General features: G+C 64.4%; 17 protein-coding genes. 8 read left to right on the plus strand and 9 right to left on the minus strand.

Annotation, left to right across the window (positions count from 1 at the left end; genetic code table 11):
* Positions 1–502 precede the first annotated feature (502 nt).
* Positions 503–1291 (plus strand): enoyl-CoA hydratase-related protein, encoded by a 789-nt coding sequence (locus QME71_08770; protein MDI6858391.1) that lies wholly within the window; start codon positions 503–505, stop codon positions 1289–1291.
* 12 nt (positions 1292–1303) lie between these two features.
* Here QME71_08770 and QME71_08775 read toward each other — a convergent pair whose 3' ends face one another.
* Together QME71_08775 and QME71_08780 are read right to left on the minus strand one after the other, a co-directional pair.
* Positions 1304–2644, minus strand: a complete 1341-nt coding sequence (locus QME71_08775; protein ID MDI6858392.1) for a GH1 family beta-glucosidase — start codon at positions 2642–2644, stop codon at positions 1304–1306.
* Entirely contained in the window at positions 2645–3901 is a 1257-nt protein-coding gene (locus QME71_08780) for a hypothetical protein (GenBank protein ID MDI6858393.1), read from the minus strand. It lies immediately after the preceding gene.
* A 254-nt stretch (positions 3902–4155) separates the two neighbouring features.
* Between QME71_08780 and QME71_08785 the strand changes: the two genes are divergently transcribed.
* The 3 genes from QME71_08785 (at position 4156) to QME71_08795 (ending at position 7646) form a co-directional block, all read left to right on the plus strand.
* Positions 4156–5229, plus strand: coding sequence for a hypothetical protein (locus QME71_08785; GenBank protein MDI6858394.1), 1074 nt, complete (start codon positions 4156–4158; stop codon positions 5227–5229).
* A gap of 176 nt (positions 5230–5405) precedes the next feature.
* Positions 5406–6758, plus strand: a complete 1353-nt coding sequence (locus QME71_08790; GenBank protein ID MDI6858395.1) for an RNA polymerase sigma factor — start codon at positions 5406–5408, stop codon at positions 6756–6758.
* Between the two features lie 165 nt (positions 6759–6923).
* Positions 6924–7646 (plus strand): procyclic acidic repetitive family protein, encoded by a 723-nt coding sequence (locus tag QME71_08795; protein MDI6858396.1) that lies wholly within the window; start codon positions 6924–6926, stop codon positions 7644–7646.
* A 132-nt stretch (positions 7647–7778) separates the two neighbouring features.
* Here the strand turns inward: QME71_08795 and QME71_08800 are convergent, their stop codons facing one another.
* Positions 7779–9881 (minus strand): heterodisulfide reductase-related iron-sulfur binding cluster, encoded by a 2103-nt coding sequence (locus QME71_08800; protein MDI6858397.1) that lies wholly within the window; start codon positions 9879–9881, stop codon positions 7779–7781.
* A gap of 101 nt (positions 9882–9982) precedes the next feature.
* Entirely contained in the window at positions 9983–10447 is a 465-nt protein-coding gene (locus QME71_08805) for a recombinase family protein (protein MDI6858398.1), read from the minus strand.
* A gap of 359 nt (positions 10448–10806) precedes the next feature.
* On the opposite strand from QME71_08805, the gene QME71_08810 reads away from it, so the two are divergent.
* Together QME71_08810 and QME71_08815 are read left to right on the plus strand one after the other, a co-directional pair.
* On the plus strand, positions 10807–11472 hold the full coding sequence (locus QME71_08810; GenBank protein MDI6858399.1) for a response regulator transcription factor: 666 nt from the start codon (positions 10807–10809) through the stop codon (positions 11470–11472).
* A gap of 11 nt (positions 11473–11483) precedes the next feature.
* Entirely contained in the window at positions 11484–13499 is a 2016-nt protein-coding gene (locus QME71_08815) for a PAS domain S-box protein (GenBank protein ID MDI6858400.1), read from the plus strand.
* Between the two features lie 46 nt (positions 13500–13545).
* On the opposite strand, the gene QME71_08820 is transcribed toward QME71_08815, so the two are convergent.
* Positions 13546–14637 carry a GNAT family N-acetyltransferase gene (locus tag QME71_08820; GenBank protein MDI6858401.1) on the minus strand — a complete coding sequence of 364 codons (1092 nt, stop codon included), beginning with the start codon at positions 14635–14637 and terminating at the stop codon, positions 13546–13548.
* A 112-nt stretch (positions 14638–14749) separates the two neighbouring features.
* Positions 14750–16357 carry an ABC transporter substrate-binding protein gene (locus QME71_08825; protein MDI6858402.1) on the minus strand — a complete coding sequence of 536 codons (1608 nt, stop codon included), beginning with the start codon at positions 16355–16357 and terminating at the stop codon, positions 14750–14752.
* A 436-nt stretch (positions 16358–16793) separates the two neighbouring features.
* On the opposite strand from QME71_08825, the gene QME71_08830 reads away from it, so the two are divergent.
* Complete coding sequence (locus QME71_08830; protein MDI6858403.1) at positions 16794–17708, plus strand: DUF362 domain-containing protein; 915 nt, start codon at positions 16794–16796, stop codon at positions 17706–17708.
* Here QME71_08830 and QME71_08835 read toward each other — a convergent pair.
* Together QME71_08835 and QME71_08840 are read right to left on the minus strand one after the other, a co-directional pair.
* The gene (locus QME71_08835) at positions 17705–18631 is read right to left on the minus strand and encodes a haloalkane dehalogenase (protein ID MDI6858404.1); all 927 of its coding nucleotides are present in this window, start codon (positions 18629–18631) and stop codon (positions 17705–17707) included. The genes QME71_08830 and QME71_08835 overlap by 4 nt on opposite strands.
* A gap of 80 nt (positions 18632–18711) precedes the next feature.
* A complete protein-coding gene (locus QME71_08840) occupies positions 18712–19782 on the minus strand; it encodes an epoxyqueuosine reductase (protein MDI6858405.1) in 1071 nt (356 codons plus the stop codon).
* 202 nt (positions 19783–19984) lie between these two features.
* On the opposite strand from QME71_08840, the gene QME71_08845 reads away from it, so the two are divergent.
* The gene (locus QME71_08845; protein MDI6858406.1) at positions 19985–21019 is read left to right on the plus strand and encodes a glycosyltransferase family 4 protein; all 1035 of its coding nucleotides are present in this window, start codon (positions 19985–19987) and stop codon (positions 21017–21019) included.
* 27 nt (positions 21020–21046) lie between these two features.
* Here QME71_08845 and QME71_08850 read toward each other — a convergent pair whose 3' ends face one another.
* A complete protein-coding gene (locus tag QME71_08850) occupies positions 21047–22381 on the minus strand; it encodes an ABC transporter substrate-binding protein (protein ID MDI6858407.1) in 1335 nt (444 codons plus the stop codon).
* Between the last annotated feature and the right edge of the window lie 62 nt (positions 22382–22443).

The raw sequence follows: 22443 nt of genomic DNA on the forward strand, positions 1-22443 counted from the left end.
GCATAGGCACTCCATATCTTCCTCTCCCCACGTGGCATTATGGTGTACGGAATGTTTCTGAACGAGCACAGCGGTCTGTCAACGGATAGAGAGCGGATAAGCGGATGGGTCGAGCCAGCCTCCGGCTGCCGGCGGAATCGCCGGCGAGAAGCCAGAACGGGGTGAAGGGAGAGTAGGCCGACGGTCCAAGCAGCAGGGAACCGAAGGTGGGGATAAGGAGGGGCCGCTATCTGTCTTAGGGGCGCGGGTTTTCGCCTGCAGGATAAACCTGCAGGCGTCATGTTTACCGGTCGACCTGCTGAAGCGCCGCCGGGCCGCAAGCCTGCCTGTCGGTAGGCAGGCAGGCGCCGTCTTTCTGCTGAAGCGCCGTCAGGCCGCGAGCGACACTCGTCCTTCTCGAGAAGCGACGCCGCGGTGCCGGCCCGGTCGTTGCTGCCGTTGACCCTCTCCGCGCTCGATGCCATACTCGCCATGAACGCCTACCGACTGAAAGGGGAATTCCATGGAGTACCAGGACCTGATCTACGAGACCAGCGACCACATCGCCACCATCACCCTGAACCGTCCCGACAGGCTCAACGCCATCTCGATACCGATGCTCGTCAGCCTCTCCGCCGCCCTCCGCGACGCCGACCGCGACCCAGAGGTGCGTGTCATCGTCATCACCGGCGCCGGACGGGGCTTCTGCGCCGGACTCGACCTCAAGGGCGGCTTCGGAGGTGATGGCGAGCGTGTAATCGGCGCGGGCGGCCGCTTCGACCTTGCCGGCAGCCCGCCCATAGTCCTCCATACCACCGACAAGCCCGTCGTTTGCGGGCTGAACGGCGCTGCTGTGGGCTACGGATTCGACCTGGCGATGCTCTGCGACATACGCATCGCCTCTGACCGGGCGAGGCTGGGCGCCATCTTCACCCAGCGCGGCATCCTGCCCGAGAGCGGCGGCACCTGGATACTGCCCCGGCTCCTGGGTTGGGCCAGGGCGTCAGAGCTCGTGTTTCGGGGCGGCATTTTGAGCGCCGAAGAGGCGCTGGCCATCGGCCTCGTCAACAAGGTCGTGCCCCACGAAGAGCTTGCCGCCGAAGTGCGGACCTGGGCCTCGGAGATCGCCGCCAACGCGCCGATGTCAGTGCAGGGCGCGAAGCGGCTCATGCGTCTGGGGTTGGAGGAGAGCTTCGAGGCGAACGTCCATCACGCCTACCTGCAGCTCGTGCCCCTCTTCAACAGCGAGGACTTTCGCGAGGGGGTGCAGGCGTTCCTGGAGAGGCGGAAGCCGGAGTTCAAGGGTCGCTAGCGCCCGCGGCGGTCAGTACTCGATGCGATTCGACCGTATGAGGTCGCGGTACCAGTAGCCGCTCTTCTTGATGATGCGCTGCTGCGTCGCGAAGTCGACATAAATCAGGCCGAATCGCTGGCTCAACCCCTGTATCCACTCGAAGTTGTCGGTCAGCGTCCAGTGGAAGTAGCCGCGGACATCGGCGCCCTCCTGGATGGCCCGTCCCACCTGAGCGATGTAGCGCTGGAGCAGGCTGACGCGGCGGTCGTCGGAGACCGCGCCGCTCTCGTCCGGCCCGTCGTTGAACGCGCAGCCGTTTTCCGTTATCACAATGGGCAACCGGTAGTCGTTCCAGATGCGCGTTATCACCTGGTGGATCGCTTCGGGGTACACTTCCCAGCCGTTGTCCATCTGTTCCGCGCCCTCCTGCGGGACGCGGCGCAGCCCCAGGTTCGGGTCATCCGGGTCGGCGGCGACGACGGTGCGCGTGTACAGGTTGATGCCGATGAAGTCGAGGTCGGCACGTATTGTTTCCATGTCTCCGGGCCTGACGGCCAAGCGTTCGGGGTCAAGTGCGCGCGGGTAGGCGTCGGGGTAGCGTCCGTTCAGGGCGGGCTCCAGGAACCATACGTTGGTGAAAGCATGAAAGCGTTCGGCGGCCTGCCGGTCTTCCTCTGAATCGGTCTGAGGAGTGAAGCCGCTCATGCTGAAGGCGGAGCTTACCGATTTCGCCTTGCCCGTCGCGCGCACCGCTTTCACCGCCAGCCCCTGCGCCAGGTTCGCGATGTGGCTCGTTTGTAATGCAAGGGCAGTGTCGCGGATGCCGGGGGCCATCGCGCCTGTGAGATAGGCGAGGATGGTGAAGACGAAGGGCTCGTTGAAAATGAGCCACGCGTCGACGCGATCGCCAAGGCGGTCGACCACGGTGGCGCAGTAGTCGGCGAAGTAGCCGGCGACGTCCCGGTTCGCCCACCCGCCGACGTCCTGCAACGCCTGCGGCAGCTCCCAGTGGTAGAGCGTCGGCAGGGGCGTGATGCCCGCAGCCAGCAGCTCATCGATGAGACGGCGGTAGAAATCGAGCCCCTTCTCGTTAAGCAGGCCTTTGCCCTCGGGGAAGACGCGCGGCCAGGAAATGCCGAAGCGGTACGCCTTCAGCCCCAGTTCCTTCATGAGCGCCACGTCTTCCTTGTAGCGGTGGTAGTGGTCGCAGGCCACGTCGCCGGTGTCGCCGTCCTTGATGCGGCCGGGATCGTGGGAGAAGCGGTCCCAGATCGATTCGCCCTTGCCGTCCTCGTTCCAGGCGCCCTCGATCTGATAGGCGGAGGTGGCGCATCCCCACGTGAAGTCCCGGGGGAATTCTACGGTTGGCATTCAGTCGCCTCTCGCGCTCTTATCGCTTGCCTGGATTCTGTGGTCGCCCACTTCAGGCGCGTCCTTGTTGGCGTCGGGCCCGAAGTAACGCAGCGTCACCAGCGGCTCGCTGCCCGTGTTTTCGAACGTCACCCCCTGGGCTGCCGCCTCGTGCGACACAAAGACCTCGTCCTCCGTCATCTCTCCAAAGCGGACCATTGCCGGCGTCTGCAGCCGCAATTTGCCGATACGCCCGCTCCCCTGCACAGCGATCAGGCCGTAGGCCCCACTGTCCTTTATCACGCAGCGAGCGCCCGGCTGCACGACCAGCTCCTTTGCCGAGAAGTACTGCCGGCCTCCGATGCGCCCGTAGACGATCCAGCGGTCGGCCCATCCTTCGTCGGGCGAGCCGGCGGCCGGGACCGGCTCCAGGTAGTTGCTGTCCTTGAAGTTAGGGTCGGTGTTGAGCGGCCAGTCGATGAGGTCGACCAGAAAATCGAGGTCGTTGTGCTTTTCCGGCGGCACGTCCTTCACCAGCAGGTCCCAGGGCACGTAGCGTCCCTCGACCATCGACTGGTACATGGCGAAGACGTCGCTGCCCCACTGCACCTCGTAGGTCAGCAGCGAGCCGGGCGCGTGCAGGATGCAGGGGGGAAGGAGCCAGCCTGTCCCCACCTTCAGCCGGTACGCCTTCGAGTAGTCGAGTATGCCGTTGTCGCCCTTGTTCCAGTCCTCGAGGCAGCGGCGCACGTCTTCCTTTGTCGTGCCGGGTTCGAGGCCGAAGTACGTGTGGGGGAAGGCGTTCGACGTGTTGTTGAGCTGGGGAGGAAAGTAGTACGATTCCGGCTTGCCCTCCTGTCCGACGAGCGCGGCCTGGGCGTCGTTCTGGTGGAGGTGATGGGGTATCGGGCCGAGGTTATCGAAGAACTTGGAGTAGACGGGCCAGCGGCCGTAGCGCTCCCACATCTCCCTTCCGATAAGGCGCGGGCCGTCCAGCGCGATGGCGTCGCGCAGGGTGAAGCGTTCCTTTCCGTGCACCACGTAGCTGAGTCCCTCATCCGGCTGGCGGTTCTCGTTCGCCGCCTCCGTCGTCGATGCGAACCAGCGCTCGTCGATGCCGCCGCGGTGGGCGCCGAGGGCGTAGTAGTCGTCGGGATGCAGCTTGAGGCGCCGTCCGGGCATGAGGAAGGAGCGCGGCACCCAGCATGGCGCCAGCCGCAGTATGCCGTCACCGTCCTCGATCGCCGCCCTCAGGGTAGCCTGTAGTCCCTGCGTCATGTTGATACCTCCTGTCGTCGAGTCAGCGCTGCCCTGATGATATCACGAAACGATTCCAGGCCGGCCCCCTCCTGTTCGGGCGATGTGATTCTATTCTGCCGTTGACGGCGAAGAGAAGTGATATAATACGTGCCTGACATGGCAGTCCCCCGCCAGTAACGTTCCCGCCGGCGAATTCCGTCCTTGCCTGTCTCCAAGCGCGACGACAGGCGTCTCTTCCTCTAATCATCGCCGGTCTGCGAGGGGGCGACGAGTTGGAGAACGGAATCGGACACGAAAGGCGGAGGACGAGCGTCCGGAGGCGTCTGGGAGGCGTCCTCGCCGCCGCTGCGCTCTCCTGCGTCGCCATCGTCACCAGCTTCGTCGTAAGCTGGATGAGCTGCCGGGAAGGCGATGACGGCTGCGGCGTGGGACTGCTCGTCGCCGCGGCCGCCGTCGTGCCCGCGTTCCTGCTGGGAGGCGCCGCCCTCATCCTCCTCAGCGAGCGCACCTCCAGCCCCATCCTCACGAACGTGATTACGGCCCTTGCCGTCTTCTTCGCGCTCGTTCCCCTCGAAATGGTGTTTCTGCGACAAATCTGGGCGGTCTTCGCCTTCTCTGGTCTCTTCGCGGTGTTCGTCGCGATGGTCCTTTCCGAGCCCGGCGCGGCGACGCTTGAGAAGGAGATCAGGAGGCAACCGCAGCCGGCCGCAAAGCAGGAGCGCGTCTCCGTCCCCTCCGCGGTTACTGGGCCGTCGGCGGGGGGCGGCGAAGGCCCCGCGCCTTCCGGGCCCGTTCCGCCGGGCTCCGAACGGCTGGTGACCCCCCGTATCGCTCGCGCGAAACGACGCGCGGCCGCGGGCCTCCGGAGGAGAGGCGTCGCGCGTGGGCCGGCGCGTGTGCTGAAACCCAAGCGGCGCGTCGCGGCGAAGCAACCCGCAAGAAAAGCGCACGCGGCCGGAGACAACAGCGAGCTTGTCGCGCGGCTGGAGTCCCTGGCCAGGGCGCTGGAAGGGCTGATCGCCGCGGAGGAAAAACGAGAGTCCGCACAACGGCCCGACATGTCCTCAGTCGAGGAGCGTCTGCGGGAGTTGTCCGACCGCATCGAGACGCTGGCCGGACGCGTGCAATCAGCCGAGGAGGCGCGTGCTCCAAAAGCGGCCGGTCGCGCGGCCATCGATTTGGAGGCGGAGTTGCAGCTGGTGCGCCGTCAAGTGGCGTCGCTGCTCTCCGGACTGAGCGGCGACGTTTCCGGCGCAGACCTTCACCTGCATCTCCTGGCGGTGGCCGCGCTGCGTCAGCGCTTGATGGAGCTCGGCCGTCGACTGGATGGCGATCCTCTCGCTTGAGCCTCCCGGCAGCGGTGACCTGAGCGCCGCCGGGCGACTCCCTGCCTTCCGTGCCGTGTCTGCCCGTTTCTCCATGTCTCCCAACACGTAAGAATTCGCGGCCTCGGCTGTCTAACTGGTGAAGGAAGCAAGATGAATGTTAGACTTTGCCAGACCGCCCGATGGAACGTGGGGGCATGATGTCGTCCGTCCAGCGAAGCGACGCCGAGCTCGTGAGGCTGTCACTGCAGGGGCAGAGCGAAGCCTTCGGCAGCCTCTACGACCGCTACTTCCCCGCCCTCTACGACTTCCTTCGCCGCACGATGCGGAACGCGGACGAGGCGGCCGACCTTGTTCAGGAAACGTTCCTCAAGGCGATGGAGAACCTCCCTGCCCTCTCCAGTCCCGCGAGCTTCAAGAGTTGGCTCTTCTCCATCGCCCACCACCAGGCTCTGAACCGCCTCGAACGGCAGAAGCGTATCGCGACGCCCCCGGCCGAGGATGGCGACGGAGAAGATGGCGGGCTGTCGGACCCGCTGCTGTCTCAGGTGGATACCGACCGGCTGGTGGACCCGGAGCAGGCGGCGCAGGCGCACGAGACCGCCGACCTGGTCTGGGAAGCGGCGAAAAGCCTCGACCCCCGCACCTACGCCGTCCTCGATCTACATGTGCGCCAGGGGCTGGAGAGCGCCGAAATCGCGGAGGTGCTGGGCGTGAGTAAGGGGAACGCCTACACCATGCTCAACCGGATGAAGAAGTCGGTGGAGGAGGCCATCGGCGCCTTCCTGCTCGCTCGGCGCGGCAGCCGGGAGTGCGAGCGATTGCGCGAAATCTTGTCCGCCTTCGTGATTCCACCCATCACGCCCGGAGTCCGCCGCGCCGTCGACCGTCATGTCCGCGGCTGCGACGTCTGCGAGCGCACGCGGCGCCGTCTCCTCTCGCCGCTGGAAGTGCTGGGCGCCTTCGCGTGCGTGCCCGCGCCCGTAGGGCTCAAGGAGCGGGTGTGGGGGGAGCTCGAGAGGCAGTGGCCGGGCGTCGCTGCTTCGTACTCTGCTCAGCAAAGCGCGGCCCCGGGCGGCAGAGGCGGCGGCGACGATGGCTGGAGGCGTCTCCTCGGCGGGGGCCGGCGACGCCGGGGCTTCGCGGCGCTCGTCGTGGCCGCCGTTATCGCCTTCGTGCCGGTCTTCTTCTTCGCGCCGTCGCTCTGGTCGGGGGAGGGCGCTTCGCCGACGGCGACCCCGACGGCGACGTCGAGGCCCACGCGGACGCCGACGCCGCTTCCAACGAAGACGCGGACGCCGTCGCCCTCGCCTTCCCCGAGGGGCGAACCCACGGCGACTCCTGCCGCTGCTGCCATCGACACGCCTATCCCGTCCCCGACTCTGCCCGCTGCAACGCCGACGTTACTACCCACGGCCGCACCGACGTCCACTGCCGCGCCTCCGCCCACCGCGACGCCCACGCCTTCGCCCTTCCCAACGATTACCGCAACGCCGACACCTACGCCGACGCCGACACAGACGCCCACAATCACTCCCCCGCTCCTATAGCCCGTTCATCACCGGAGCCGTCCTTGTTCTTACGGAGAGGCCTCTCCTCTCTCCCACGGTAGTGCGCGCACGTCTTTCTTCGGAGACCGTGCGGTCCGTGTAAGAAATCGCGCCGCCGGCTGTCATAGGAGCGACGGCAAGAAAGAAAGCGAAAGGAGAAACAGAATGAAAGGCATAGCAACGGTCAGTGGTCTCGTCCTCTTGGTGACGGCGGCGTTCTTCGCGACGAATGTGGACACGGCATCCGCCGGCCCGCCGCTGCCGTTCGATATCGAGGACATACTGGAAATCCCGCTCGACGACCCGCCTCCCGTGGAGCCGGATATCGGCGCTCTGCTTAGCGTCTGCGATGCCAACCCCTTCATCTGCGGCGAAATGATCGACCTCTGCGCGCTGAACCCCGATCTGTGCGAGGACGGCGCGGAGCCCGTCCCGGGGATCGAGCCCGCGGGCTTCTGCGAGCTGCATCCCGACCTGTGTGGGGGCATCCTCGACATCTGCGTCATCAACCCTGCCCTCTGTGACGTGGACGAGCCGGACGACGCCGATGAGCCCGAGCCCGTTGATGAGCCTGAGCTCGTTGACGACCCCGAACCCGCTGACGAGCCAGCGCCCGCTGACGAGCCCGAGCCTGCCGATGAGCCCGGGCCCGCCGACGACCCTGAGCCCGCTGACGGACCTGACCCTGCGGACGACTCAGGGCCCGCTGATGAGCCGGACGGCGAAACCGCTGGCGGCCTGCCCAGCGCCGGCAACGGCGGCAGCCAGAACCGGATTGCGGGCGTGGACAACAGCATCCTCCTGCTGGTGGGCATGAGTTTGGGTGGCATGGCGCTCGCCTGGCTGTTCGTCCTGGTGTCGATGCGGCGGGTGCGCGCCGACCGGTAGACAAAGGGCCGCTGCCCGGAAGAGGCGGAGGAGAACAAGCCCTTCGCCTCTTGCTTCTCGCGCAGAAAAGAGGGGGCGGCCGGTCATTGACCGGCCGCCCGGGCTGCCCCTTGTCGAAGAGGAGGAAAACAGTTAGTTGCCGCCGACCTCCGTGAGGGCCTCGTCGGCCACTCCGGCCTCCGTCGGCGCAACCTTGGCTGGAGGTGCTGGCACCGATGTTGCACGCTCCAGCAGCTCTACCAGGTCAAGGACCTCCGGCGGCTCTTCCAGTCCGAGACCGCCCAGGCCATCCTTGAACATCTGTAGACAGAAGGGGCAGGCTGTTATTACCATGTCCGCTTTCGTCGCCACGGCCTCCTTGGACCGCATGATGTTCACCCGCTGCTCCGGCTCTTCTTCCATCCACATCCGGCCGCCGCCCGCGCCGCAACAGAGGCTGTTCGCGCCACAGCTCTCCATCTCCACCACTTTGACCCCCGGTATCGCCGCGAGGATCTTGCGCGGCGCCTCGTAGATCCCGTGGTAGCGGCCAAGGTAGCAGGGGTCTTGGTAAGCGACCGTCTTGTTCATCTCGTTTGTGAACCGCAGCTTGCCTTCCTCGATCAGTTGCAGGATGAACTCTGTGTGATGCACCACCTCGAACTCGCCGCCGAACTGCGGGTACTCGTACTTCAGCGTGTGGTAGCAGTGTGGGCAGGCGGTGACTATCTTCTTGACGTTGTGGCGCTGCAGCGTCTCTATGTTCTGCCGCGCCTGGCACTGGAACAGGTACTCGTCACCCATCCTCCGCGCGAAGTGGCCGCAGCACGACTCCTCGTGGCCGAGGAAGCTTATCTGCACGCCGGCCCTCTCGAAGACCTTCGCCAGGGCGATGGGGATGTTCATCGTCGTCTCCTGCACACCTTCCGTGCAACCGACCCAGAACAGCAGTCCGGAGTCGCCGTTGTTCGATATGTTTTCGACGGAAAGCCCGCTCGCCCAGTCCGTACGCGAGGCGGAGGCGCCTTTCCAGGGGTGTCCGCGGTCTTGCGTGGAACGGAGGCTTGCCATCATCGTCGCCGGTATATTCCCCTGCTCCAGGACCAGGTTGCGGCGCATCTCGATCATCTTGCGGATCGGTTCGATGTAGACGGGGCACACCTCTTCGCAGGCGCCGCATGTCGTGCACGCCCACAACTCGTCCTCGCTGATGGTCTCGCCGATGAGCGTCTTTGCCGCCTCTTCGTCCTTGTGGCCGTTGCCCTTGTGCGTCAGCGCCGGGCCCTGCTCCAGCATGTGGGCCTTCAACTCCTGGATCACGTTCTTCGGCGAGAGGGCCTTGCCGGTCCGTGCCGCCGGGCATACATCCTGGCACCTGCCGCAGCGGGTGCAGGCGTCGAGGTCGAGCAAGTCCTTCCACGTGAAGTCCTGCAGCTTCGCCGCTCCCAGCGTCCCGATCTCTTCCGCTTCGAGATCTATCGGCTGCAATACGCCGCGTCCGTTCTGTGAGCGGAGGAACATGTTGAGAGGAGCGGTAAGGATGTGCGCGAGCTTCGTGAAGCTGAGGAACACGTAGACCATGCCGCCGAAAGATATGCCCATGTGACCCCACCAGAGGGCCTGGTGGATGTATACCGTCGCGCTCTCGCTGAGGGGGCTGAAAGCCTGCGCGAAGACGAACCCGATGGGCGACCAGGGGGCCCAGCCGGGGTGCGCCTCGAGTTCAGTCTCTGCGATTCGCAGGCCCTCTACCATGAAGCCCGTCACGAGGATCAGCGCCAGCAGCGACAGTGCCATGGCGTCATCGAGCACGTTGTTCAATTTCGAAGGCTTGAGAACGTATCGGCGGTAAGCGGCCATGCCGATGCCGGCAAGCGCGAGCAACCCTCCCGTATCCGTGGCCAGGGAAAAGCCCAGATACAGGTTCCCTTCCAGGAAGTGGTAGACGTGCGTGTTCAGCGCGTCCAGAGAGGTGCCTATGAGGAGCAGACCGAAGCCGCCGAAGATCAGCGCGTGCATCACTCCTGCATAGGGGGAACGCATGATCCGCTGATGCCAGAGGGCGTCCGCCTTCGTCTTGACGAAGACGTTCCAGAACCTGCCCGGAAGGTTGCTCAGCCTGTCATCCGACCTGCCCAGCGTCCATAGCCGGACGCGCCGATAGATGGCAAAGGCGATTATCGCGATTACCAGGAACCCGATCGGGTAGACAAGGTCTCCGAAGTGGATGTTCCAGAGGTGTTCTCTCGAGGGCATTGGCTTCTCCTTTGCGCTTCAAGTCGACCGTTGTCGCCTTTAGACTTTCCTCCCTGAGCGCAATCCTTGACTTGCTTCGCAACTACCCGTCTTGCCTCGCCCTATTTGACCTTCGCCGGCTCGCCGTCGAGCTGCGCGTACACCGGGTTTCCCCTGCTGCGGTACCACCAGCGCATGTACTGGGAGAGCGGCTCCCACGACCAGGTGGCAGGCACGCAGGTGACACCCCGCTCCTCAAGCAGAGCGAGCAGGAAGTCCAGGTCCTCCTTGCGGCAGGCCAACCGGTCGGTGCGGTCTACGATCAGCACCTGGAAGTCGAGGTTGCCGAGCAGGGAAACGAGCCCCGGCCTGTTGAGGCACTCGCCGGTCCAGCCGATGTCCTCATACAGGCAAGCGAGCTCCCATCCGTGCGCCTCGGCGCAGCTGGAGATCCTCGCCTTTTGACTGTCGGGCCGCGTCCACTTTTTCCCCATCTCCCCGAAGTCTTGCCTGACGTAGCCGGCAGCGCGGCAGCCCTCCGGAACGGTTCCCGGAGTACCTTCGTGGCGGTAGCTCATCGTTGTCATGTTCTCGCCCCCTTCTTTCTGCTCAGGGTCCCTGTATTTCCTTCACCCAAATGCTAGTCCTTGCTGCCTTGTCCGTCGTCCGCCTGTTGCGACGCAATTCTTAGGCAATTGCCCGCCGAAAGCAGGCACGAAAATGTGAAAGAATGCACGAGTCGGGCCGGTAAACCTATCGCCGGGCCCCGTCCGAATTTCGGAGCGGGAACGCGCGTTCGTAGGCAAGATGCGCACCCTCGGACGCGCATCTGGCGGATGACACCGCACATGAAAGAACTGGCGGGATAAGACGTTTACTAGTAATCTATAAGTGGAACAGCGGCCGGTTGTGGCGAAGGCGTTGTTCCGGCGAGAAGAGGGAACACATGGAGAAGATCCGCATCATCCTGGCCGACGATCATACGCTCGTCCGAGAGGGCACCAGGGAGCGCTTGGAGCGGGAGGACGACTTTCAAGTCGTGGGCGAGGCGTCGAATGGGGAGGAAGCCGTCAGGCTCGTTACCCAACTCAAGCCGGACGTTGCGATCGTCGATATCGCAATGCCAAGGCTGAACGGCATCGACGCGACCAAACAGATCAAGGAGGCCCACCCGGCGACAGCCGTCCTCGTCCTCAGCGCCTACGACAACGACCAGTACATCTACGCCGTTCTCGAGGCCGGCGCCAGCGGGTATCTGCTAAAGAACGTTCAGGGCCGCCAGCTCGTCGACGCCATCCACGACGTGCACGCGGGCGAGGTCGTGCTCGACCCCCACGTCGCCCGCAAGGTCGTCCGCTGGTTCTCGTCCCTCAGCAAGGGCGAGCGGATGGAAAAGCTGCCGGAGCACTTCAGCGACCGCGAGCTGGAAGTGCTCAAGCTGGCGGCGAAGGGCATGAGCAACAAGGAGATCGCGGCTGAGCTTTCCCTGAGCGTGCGGACCGTTCAGTCGCACCTCGCAAACATCTTCGACAAGCTGGGAGTGAACTCCCGCACTGAGGCAGTCCTATGCGCTCTGAAAGAGGGCTGGATATCTCTGGACCACGTCTCCTGACCGAAACGGGGGTGCGACCTGAGGCGGGCCAGCCCGCGGCCTGGACGGGGCGGCTCTTGCAGGCCCTGAAGGAGCCGCACTTCTGGATCATCGTATTCATCATCTCCTGCGGCACCATCCTCTACTATGCCGATTCTCTTCCTCTTGTTGACGAGCTCGAGTCCGGTCTCCGCGTCGACTTCGCCCGGCGTTCCGTACACCGCATCCTCTCCATCCTGCCTGTGGCCTACGCGGCTTTCGTCTTCGGCCTGCCGGGCGGCTTTCTTACCACCATCGCCATCTCCGGGCTGCTGCTGCCGCGGGTCTTCTTCGCGGCGGAAGCGGAAGAAGCGGTGATAGAGGTGGCCGCCTTCGCCTTCATCGGCGGCTTCGTCACCTGGCTTATCGACGTGCAAAATCGGGAGAAGTCGCAGCACCGGCGGACCATCGCTTCGCTGGAGTGGGCGCAGCGGGAACTCCGCTCGCACATTCAGGCGGTGGAGAACGAAGAGAGACGGCTCTCCGCCATCAACGCCGTCCTGAGCGTCGTCGCCGAGCCGCTCGAGCTGCGCGAGATCTTCACGCTGGCGCTGCAAAAAGTGATGGACGTCATGCGGGTGGAGAAGTCGCTCCTCTTCCTCCTCGACGAGCAAAGGCGTCAGCTCACGCTTGAAGCCTACCAGGGCGTTTCCAGAGAGTTCGCCGCCCAGGTCGCCACGATGAAGATGGGCGAGGGACTGAACGGCAAGGTAGCGGAGACCGGGGAGCCCCTCGTTGTCAAGGAAGGGGCGACAAGCCCCGCCCTCCGCACGGAGGCCGGCCGGCGGGAGAACATCCAGGCGCAACTCATCGTGCCCATGAAATCCAAGGGCAAGGTCCTCGGCACTTTCTGCGCCGCGACCAGCGGCCCGCGCGACTTCGACGCCGCTGAGATAGAGCTTGCCGGTTCCATCGCCAACGCCATCGCCGTCGTGATCGAGAACGCGCGCCTCCACCAGAAGGAGCGGGAGACTTACGAGATGCTCCGCCAGTCGGAAGAGAACTATCGCGGCCTGTTCGAGACGGCGACGGAAGCCATCTTCGTCCATAGCCTGGACGGCAAGATCATCGCCGCCAACCGCGCCTGCGAGAAGCTGACCGGCTACACCCGCGAGGAAATGGTGGGCATGGATATCGCCACTTTCCTCGTGCCGAAGAACTTCAAAGAACAACAGGAGATCATCGAGCGCGAGCTTGCCGGCGAGCCCACTGAAGGCCCCTACGAGCTGCGTTTGCGCAGGCGGGACGGCAACGAGGCGATCGTCGAGCTTATGCCCAGCCTCGTGATGCGCGCCGGCGAGCCCGTAGGCATGCAGGCCATCGTCAGGGACGTCACGGAGCAGCGGCGGATGCAGGAGAACCTGCGTTACTACGTGTCCCAGGTGCTCCAGGCGCAGGAGAGCGAGCGGCTGCGCATCGCCCGCGAGCTGCACGACGACACCGCTCAGGCCCTCACCGGCATTTCTCGCCGCCTCGACATGCTGGCGTCGGCGAGCAAAGAGATCCCGCCGGAAATCGCGGGCCGCCTCGAAGAGCTGCGCGAGCAGACGGACACCGTCCTCGACGGCGTGCGGCGCTTCAGCCAAGACCTCCGCCCACCCGTGCTCGACGACCTCGGCCTGCTCCCTGCCCTCAAGTGGCTCGTTATCGCCCTGGAGGAGCAGGACGGAATCGCCTCCAACATCCGCATGCTGGGGGAGCCGAGGCGCCTGCCGCACGAAACGGAGCTTGCGCTCTTCCGCATAGCGCAGGAGGCCCTGAACAACGTGCGCAAGCACGCACAGGCGTCGGCCGTCGAACTCATCGTCGACTTCCGTGACCATCAGCTCAGATTGGCGGTCGCCGACAACGGCAAGGGCTTCGACGTTCCCCAGAGCAAGAGCGCCGCCGCCAGCGGCAAACTGGGGCTCATCGGTATGGAAGAGCGCGCGCGGCTCCTCGGCGGGACGCTGGAGATCCGCTCGCGGCCCGGCGAAGGTACAACCATCGAAGTGAGTGTCCCCGGCTAGGCGCGACGAAACCGCCTATCGCAGCAGGCTCTGCCCCCGCCGAGCTTCAAGCTATCTGCGAGTCTCCCAGCGTGAGGAACCAGTTGCGGAGCGCATACACGCTGTCCGCCCCCTCTGTCTGCGGGCGCACAACGAGGTGGAAGGGGTGGGGCTCCAGGAACCGCGGCGGCACCCAGAAACCCCGCGAGCGGAAGATGCGGAATTCGTCGGTGTGGCGCAGGGCCACCGTCACGAGCATATCGAGATCGAGCCCTCTAAAATAGGCGTCGACGTGGTCCACCAGAAGGCGGCCCGCCGCCCGGCCTTCGCCGCTCGCCTCCACCAGCAGATCAACGATGACCCCGGTCGAGAATCGTCCCAGGTTGGCCACCTGCGCGGCGATCAGGGCCCGAATCTTGCCCTCCGACTTCGCGATGAAGACGGCGTAGCGGCGGTCCGGCCGGTCGATGAAGCGCCAGTTGAGGTATGCGGGGTCGCGTATGACCATGATGGGAAGGCGCTGGTGAACGCGATGCCAGAACACGGCGAACGGCTCGTCGAACGAGTCCACCTCTTCGATCTCCAGCCCGGGCACCTCTTCCTGCCGCCCTGTCACGGCCGGCATCCGCCACACTATGCGGGCAATCGACGCCGCGCGCGCCAGGCTGCGCCCCCCGCTCGACTTCGCCGCGAGGCGCTCCGGATTGAGGGGCCGTATCAGCAGGGGAAGGGTGATCGCCCTCTCGAACCCATCAGCGAGGAAAGCGGGCAACGACGACTGGTCGGCGAAGGCGTAGCAGAAGGCAAGCCCTTCCTGTTTCGCAAGCGCGACAACCTCGTCGAGGAGATGCGCGCCCAGGCCGTCTTCCGCGGACTCAGGGTCGACCGTGGGCGGGAGCACGAGTCCGGCATTCGTTGTCTTGCCTCCCAGCCTGACGCCTATGGGAAGGACCGCCGCCTGTCCAATTGCCCTCCCCGTCCTGTCCTCCCACGCGACGACGCCGATCGCGCTTCCGCCCGGCCCCTTCTCGAACTGCCAGTCCAGGTACGACGGCGAAAGCGGCTCCTTCTCCCCGCGCGTCTTGTTCAGCAGTTGCAGGACGTCGGACGCGTTTTCAGGCGAGTACCTGCTCGAATACCAGCTTCCATCACCCTTCATGCCTGAGGCTCCTCAGCGCCAGACCTTCGACTGCGGCAATTATAGCATTCGCCGCCCTGCGAAATGACGAAAAGCGGCCAGGCCACCATTCCGCGCGACAGCCGCTCTCCCGCTACGACCGCGGCGTCAGCCAATCGTGCACGCCCAACAGAAGAAAGCTGCCTCTGCCCAGGTTCTCGTCGATGCCGCGCAGCCACTCCCAGTAAGCCCCGTACCCTGTGTCCGTGATCGTGCTGATCTGCGGCCCGTGCTCCCGCATGAAAAACCGCTGGGCCTCGTGGACGATCTGTACGCGCTTGTCCAGGTCGAACTCCGACCGTTCCTTCCATATCCATTCATCGGCCTCAGCGCTGTTGTACCCGGAAAAAGAGATTCCGGCCTGCCCCTTGCTGAACCACTGGCAGAGCGGACGGTCGGGTTCGGTGTAAGGAAGGTTGTAGTAGCAGGTCATCGTGAAGTTGCCCGGATAAAGGGTCTGGGCAAGATGGACGCCCAGCTCCTGCAGGGCGAGGGTGCATCTTATGCCCGCCTTGGCGAGGTGGCCCTTCGCGATCTCGCACAGCCTGCTCAGATCGGCCACGTTCTGCACCTTCAGCTCAACGTCCAGCCCGTCCTCATAGCCTGCTGCGGCCAGCAATTGCTTCGCGGCCTCGAGGTCAAGCTTGTAGAACTCGCGCAGCTCTTCCTGCGGCAGCGACCACGGTCTGAGATCGGGCACTATGGGGCCCGCCACCTTACCGTCGCCGAACGCCATCTTATCGATGAGGTCCTGCCGGTCAAGCGAAAGATCGAGCGCCTTGCGGACGCGGATATCGTTGAAAGGCGGGCGGTCCACCTTGAGCATGAACGTGCGGTGCCAGTGGTTATCGCCTTTTCTGATGACTATCCCCTCGATGTTCTTCCACTGATCGACCTTCATCCGGTTTGGCTGCGAACCCCCGTAGTAGTCGAGTTGCCGCGTGTTGAACGCCTGCGTAATTGTCGATTCGTCGGGGATAACGAGGACGTCCCGGTACTCGATGTAAGGACGCCCCTCCATGTAGAAGTCAGGGTTCTTGCGCATCTTGACCCGCTCGCCGCGAACGTACTCCTCGAGTATGTAGGCGCCGCACCCGACGGCGTTCTGGCGCAGGTCGCCCCATTTTTCCACTGCCTCGCGAGGAATAATGGCGTACGAGGGGTTGCCCACTTCATCGACCGTCGGCGCGTACGGCCTGCTCGTCTGCAGGCGGAACGTGTACTTGTCGGTCGCCTCGAAGCTTGTAGTGTAGTCCCTCAGGAGCTGCTTATCGTTCTGGCCGCTCGGCTCGTCGCGGCGACGCGACATGCTGTAGACGATGTCCTCCGCTGTCACCTCCCGCCCGAAGGTCGGATCGATATCCTGGAACCTGATCCCCGGCCTGAGCTTCCAGACATAGGTCAACTCGTCGACGCGCTCGAAGCTCTCCGCCATCTGCAGGTCGATGCTCTGATTGCGAAGGTCGACGCTGAAGAGGTAACCGTGAAACTTCGCGCCCACAGCGTAGCAGTCGACGCATAACTGGGGGTCGAGACCGCTGAAGACGGTCGCTGTGCCGCCGTTCAAGCGGCCCCCGTACTGGGGCGTCTCCGGCTGGCCGCGCGGCGTCAGGAAGTCCTGCCTGTCGCTGTCGGCAGCGCCTGACTCGTTCTCGGCCGGCCCGTCGGCGCAGCGTGCCAGCGCCAGGGAGGACGCTCCCACTCCTGCTGCCTTGAGCACGCCCCGCCGCGAAAGGCGCCTCGAAAAGACCGGTAGGCTGCGGGATGAAAGCATTGCGCGCCCCTTTCTACGCAGCAACGTGGCCGCGTTTCATGCGGAGTCCCTGAAGATGCGCCGTCTAATGTGGCGCAAAGTATAGCTGTCGTCCTGCGTTCTGCCAAGATCGGAGTTACTTATGTTCGGCCCCAGCATCGCGGCGACTTGACAACAATGTTATGATTTGTGAAGACTCCTCTTTTTCCCGCCGTAGGAAACAGCCGTCATTGGCCTTGAAACGCTAGCCGCCGGGTTTCTTGACCGGCTGATTCGCGGCGATTCACAGGGTGGAGTCAGCGCCATCGCGGCATGTGTTGTCAAAGCGGGACGGTCGCGACTGACTAACGGCATCGCGGTCGCCAGCGCAAGGAGGGGGCGCCACGTGTCGAGAATTGCCGTTGTCCACACTGACGATCGCGTGCGGGGGCTCAAGCAGGCAACGGACCTCATCGAGCTGAACTCCTTCGCCGGGAAGCGAGTCCTCCTCAAGCCAAACTTCAACAGCGCCGACCCGACGCCTGGCTCCACCCATCTCGATCTGCTTCGCGCTCTCGTTCAGTGGTTACGCGAGCGCGGGGCAGCGGAGATTATTGTCGGAGACCGCAGCGGCATGGGCATGACGCGCCGCGTTATGGCGGAGAAGGGCGTATTCCACTTAGCGCAGGAGATGGGATTCACGGCGCTGGCGTTCGATCAGCTTCCGGATGCCGAATGGGTGCTTCTTCAACCCGACAACACTCACTGGCGTCAGGGATTCGCGGTGCCGCGGCTGCTTTTCGAGGTCGATGCCGTAGTCCAGACATGCAACCTCAAGACGCACCGTTTTGGCGGCGACTTTTCCCTCTCGCTCAAGAACACGATCGGGCTGCTCGCACGCATGCTCCCGGGCAAGGCGTACGACTACATGCGCGAGTTGCACACGTCCGGCCACCACCTGGAGATGATTGCCGAAGCGAATGTCGCGTACAGCCCGGCGTTAATAGTAGTGGACGGCGTGGAGGCGTTCACGGAGGGCGGGCCGGAAAGCGGCAAGAAAGTCCAGACAAACGTGGTCCTGGCGGGGACTGATCGCGTCGCCATCGACGCCGCGGGCGTGGCGATCCTGCGCCATTTCGGTACGACGCCCGCCGTAAGCGAAGGCCCGGTCTTCAATCAGGCGCAGATCGCGCGGGCGGTTGCGCTGGGACTGGGCGCGAAGTCGCCGGAAGAGATCGAGCTGGTGACGCCCGACGAAGGTAGCGCCCGCTTCGCTGCGGAGATACGCGGACTGCTGGAGCGGCGTGATGCCGCTGCTTAACGCGGCAACGGCCTACGCTTCATGAAAGCGATGATGTGCTCCGCTATTTCCTCGCCCTTGTCCTCCTGAAGAAAATGGCCGGCCTCGCGGATGGTTATTTCCGGCTCGTCTCGCGCGGTCGGGATAAGGGCGCGGAACATGCGATCACCGCCGCGGGTTATCGGGTCAGAATCGGAGAACAACGTGAGCACGGGCTTACGCCATTGCTGGAACACCTCTCGCGCCCGGCGGTTCTCTTCCACTCCCGGCATGTCGGAAAAGACGGGCACCAGCGACGGCCAGGCCCGCGCCCCCGCTTTGTACGAGACGTCCGGGAAGGGGGCATCGTAGGCCGCGACGACGTCGGGCGGCAGCTCGCTGACAGTGGCCCCCTGGACGAGCTGGCCCACAGGCAGGTCTTCGGTCTCGCGCGAGTAGCGGCGCCAGCGCAGAAATGCGTTGTCGCTGTCAGGAGCGTCGTCGGGAGGCGTGGGGCCGAGCTCGCCTGCGGGCAGCCCGGTATTCATCACAACCAGCCGCGCCGCCGTTTCCGGATGCTCTGCCGCCACACGCAGCCCTATGAGCCCGCCCCAGTCCTGCATGACGAACGTGGCGTCGCGTAAGCCGAGCTCCTGAGCGAACGCCCACAGGGTGTCCACGTGCATCTGATAGGTGTAGTCTTCCACCGCCGCGTACTTATCGGAACGCCCGAAGCCTATGAAGTCGGGCGCCACAACGCGGTACCCAGCCGCGACGAGCGGTCGCGCCATCTTCCGGTACAAGTAGCACCACGACGGCTCGCCGTGTAGCATGAGCACCGTCTCGCCGCTGCCCTCGTCGATGTAGTGCAGCCTCGCCGCGCCGATCCGGACGTAGTGGGGCGCGAAGTCGTACCCGGGCAGGTTCTGAAAGCGTTCGTCTGGTGTGCGCAGTAGCTCGGCCATTGTTCCTCCTGAAATCACATCTACTGTCGGACTGCATGAACCGGAACTTCTTCCCCCCGACGCGCCGGCGCCGTTCACCTCTACTTGCCGGCGCTCGCCCTCTCGCGCTCGGCGAGGATGCGTTTAGCTTCCTGCGGCGGCACCGCCACGACTTCGCCGTCCTCGTTCTCGATGACTACCCCCGAGCGGGTCAGCATACGGTACAGCGCCTTCGTCCTCGCTTCGTCGCCGACGCAGATGATGGAGCAATTGCCGCACGTCACCAGCGTGTCCTCTCGCGAGCGCGCCAGGATGCCCGGCTGCTCGTAGCCGTCCACTTGCAACATCCGCGTGAACGTCGAGTAGCCGCGGGCGCCGCCCTGGCCGGCCGCCATCTCGTCGAACCGGGGCTTGACGACCTTTCGCAGGAAGTCGCCGTCGTCGTCCTCTATCTCCCAGCGGCCCGTTGACCAGGTCGACCACTTGCCGCTCTTGCTGAGCCCCGTGAGTCCCCCGCAGGCGACGGCGCAGCGCGCGTGCACCGACTTCTTCGCGTGCGTTATCTCGCGGCCTCCCAAAGTGAACGTCACCGTCTCCGTTCGCGACATGAAGCCGGTGGGACAACTGGCAACGCATATCAGGCAGTCGCGGCAAGTCTTCTCGGTGAGCGGACTGTCGGGCGCGAGCGGAGCGTCGGTGATCACGCCGCCGAGCTGGACCCGCGCTCCATACTTCGGCGACAGGAGGAGCCCGCTCCGCCCGATGGTGCCGAGCCCGGCCGCAAAGGCCCCGTAGCGGAGCGAGAACGGCGGCAGGAGACCGGTCACCAGGTTGCTCCCCGGCCGGTATACGGCGTTCGGGGACTGGGGCGCCGCCTTGAACCCATTTGCGCGCAGCGCTTCCGCTACCCCGCGGCCGATGTCGCCCAGGCGCTGGATATTTTCGAAGAAATGGTTGCGATAGGGCCACGGGTCTTCTTTGCTCAGGTATTTCGTGATCGCGCACTCATCCAGCACCACGAAGAAGACGACGGCGCTCTGCGCCTCAGGCATGACGTAGCTCATGTCCGCTTCCGGCGGCCCCGTGAGGTTCTCTCTCGAGGCCACGCCGACCTCTACGGCGCCCAGACGCCTCGCTGTCCGCTTGATAACGTCCGTGAGAGATAGACTCATCGGAAGCCCCCTTCCAGTTGGCCCGTAATGTAGCCCAATGATACTCCAACAGCGGTTTACGAGGCGTCTGCTTCGCCCTCGTCTGCGGATTACGCGCATTCTGTTCGCCGGGAAAAGCGTCCGTGCAGCGGTTCCACACTTTGACCGATAACTCCGGTGATGAGAGCATATATGTGGAAAACCTGACCACACAGGAGACTCGATGAGACGCTTGAAGATCGCACAGGTAGCTCCGCCATGGTACCCCATACCTCCGAAGGGATACGGCGGGATCGAGCTCGTGGTTAGCTTGCTCGCCGATGGACTCGTCGACGCCGGACACGACGTCACCGTATTCGCCACCGGCGACTCCAAGACCAAGGGGAAGCTCTCCTTCGTCTACAAGGAGTGCGCCCCGGCGGAGATAGGCAAGATCGACCGCGAGATCTGCCATCTGATGCCCGCTTACCGCCAGGCGGACGAGTTCGACATAATCCACGACCACACGATGTGCGGGCCGGCTATCGGCAACTTTATCGATACACCCATGCTCCACACCTTGCACGGGCCGTTCACGGAGCCGGTGAAAAAGTTCTACGCCAGCCTCAATCACGGCGTCTTCTTCAACGCCATCAGCAATTACCAGCGCAGTTGCTTCCCCGAGCTCAATTACGTCGGCACAATCTACAACTCTGTGATGCTCGACTGGTACCCCTTGCAGGAGCGAAAGAAGGACTACTTGCTGTTCCTCGGGCGCATGAACCCGGAGAAGGGCGTCCGCGAGGCGGTGCAGGTGGCGAACCGCCTCGGCGAGAAGCTGGTCATGGTGGTGAAAATGGTCGAGCCGTCCGAGGTGGAATATTTCGAGGAGCAGGTCGAGCCTCTTATCGGCGACAACGTCGAGGTTATCGGCCAGGTCGACGTGCGGACGAAGGCGCGCCTTGTAAAGGACGCAAAGTGTCTCCTCTATCCCATCCAGTGGCCGGAGCCTTTCGGCCTGGTGATGGCGGAAGCGATGGCCTGCGGCACTCCTGTCGTCGCCATCCGCAACGGCTCCGTCCCCGAAGTCATCGTCGACGGCGAGACCGGCTTCATCGTCGAATCAGTGGACGAGATGGTGGAGGCGGTGAAACACGTCGGCGAGATCGATCCGAAGGACTGCCGCGCCTGGGTGGCGGAACGGTTCAGCGTCGGCCGGATGGTGGGCGACTACCTGGCGGCCTACGAGACGATCCTCACGGAGCGGGGGCGGCTCTAGGCGGTCGCTGCGAGAACAGGCGGTCGTCTACCGCGGCACGGGGATCTCCTTCAGGTTCGGTATTATCTCCTCGGCCAAAGGGCAAATCGTCCGCTCGCCGGGCGTGGTCTCGACGCTCGCGTACTCGCCCGTGAACTCCCACTTGCCGTCTCTCGCTTCCATGAAGAACAGCACCTCGCTCGGCCTGTGGTCGTCCGGCCCGAGGTTGATGGGCGCGAAGCAGAGGTCGCAGCACCAGTCCTTGATGTTCTCGGCAGCGGCGGCGACGCTTTCCGGCGTCAGGTCGCGGCCCGCGTCCTGTAGCGCCCTGACTATCATCTCCGCTACGCCCCAGCCGTAGGTGGTCTGGCTGTTCAACTGGACGTCCGGCTTGTACCGGGCCATCACGTCACGGTGCTGCTGCCATACCCCTTCCGCGCCCGGCGTGTAGAGGAGCGGGCCGTAGCTCATCCAGATTGTTCCCTCGGCCACTTCCGTGCCGGCGAGCGCGATGTAGAAGTCGCCGCCGGCGACGAGCGCGCACATGAAGGGCACGTCCCAGTTGAGGAGTTCGCGGGCGACCTTGGCGAAGTTCGCCGCCGCCGTTGGAGTCGACATAAAGAGCACGAGGTCGGGGTTTGTCGTCTTCAGGCGCTGCGCCTGGCCCGTCATATCGAATTCCGTGAAGTCGTAGTACTCCCGGCCCACTATCTCGACATCGATGCCGTACTTCTCGAGGTTCTCGCGGAATACTTTTTCGCTGCCCTTGCCCGCCTCGTCGCTCTGGACGAGCAGCCCGAGCTTCTTCCCCGCGAAATGCTCCTGGATGTACGCGAGCGTGGACATCGTTTCTGTGTCGTAGGAAGGAATGCTCACGAAGCGGAGCTTGCCCGGCGGGTCGCTGAAGGCGGGGATGCCGCCGCCAAGGAACAGGTCTGGTATCCCTTTTTCCTCCAGATACTTGAAGACGGAGTAGTGCGTGGGGTCGCCGAGTCCGTTGGCGATGGCGAACACTTTGTTCTGCTCGACGAGCCTTCTCACCGCCTCGATGGATAGCGGCGGGCTGTACTGGTCGTCCTCGATGAGCAGGCGCAGCTTGCGGCCGTTGACGCCGCCCTGGTCGTTCGTCCACTCGAAGTAGGCCTGGATGGCGTAGGCGCTGTTGGCGTACACGGCCGCCGGGCTGTTGCTCATGGGGTAGTGCGTGCCAAGAAGGATTTCGCTGTCGGTCACGCCCTGTACCGTCGCGGCCCCGTCCGCGGGTTTTGTCTCCGACGGCGTTGGGCCTCCCGGCTCCTCCCCATCGCCACCGCCGCAGCCGATCAGCAGGCCGGCGGCAAGCAGGGCAAAGAGGAAAAGGCCTCGTTTTACGAGAAAGAACATCTTGGTGCTCCGTTCTGGCTGCCCGTCCTGCGCGGAATCTAATCCAAACCGATATTGCGGTC

The organism is Dehalococcoidia bacterium (assembly GCA_030018455.1).
Lineage (GTDB): Bacteria > Chloroflexota > Dehalococcoidia > DSTF01 > JALHUB01 > JASEFU01.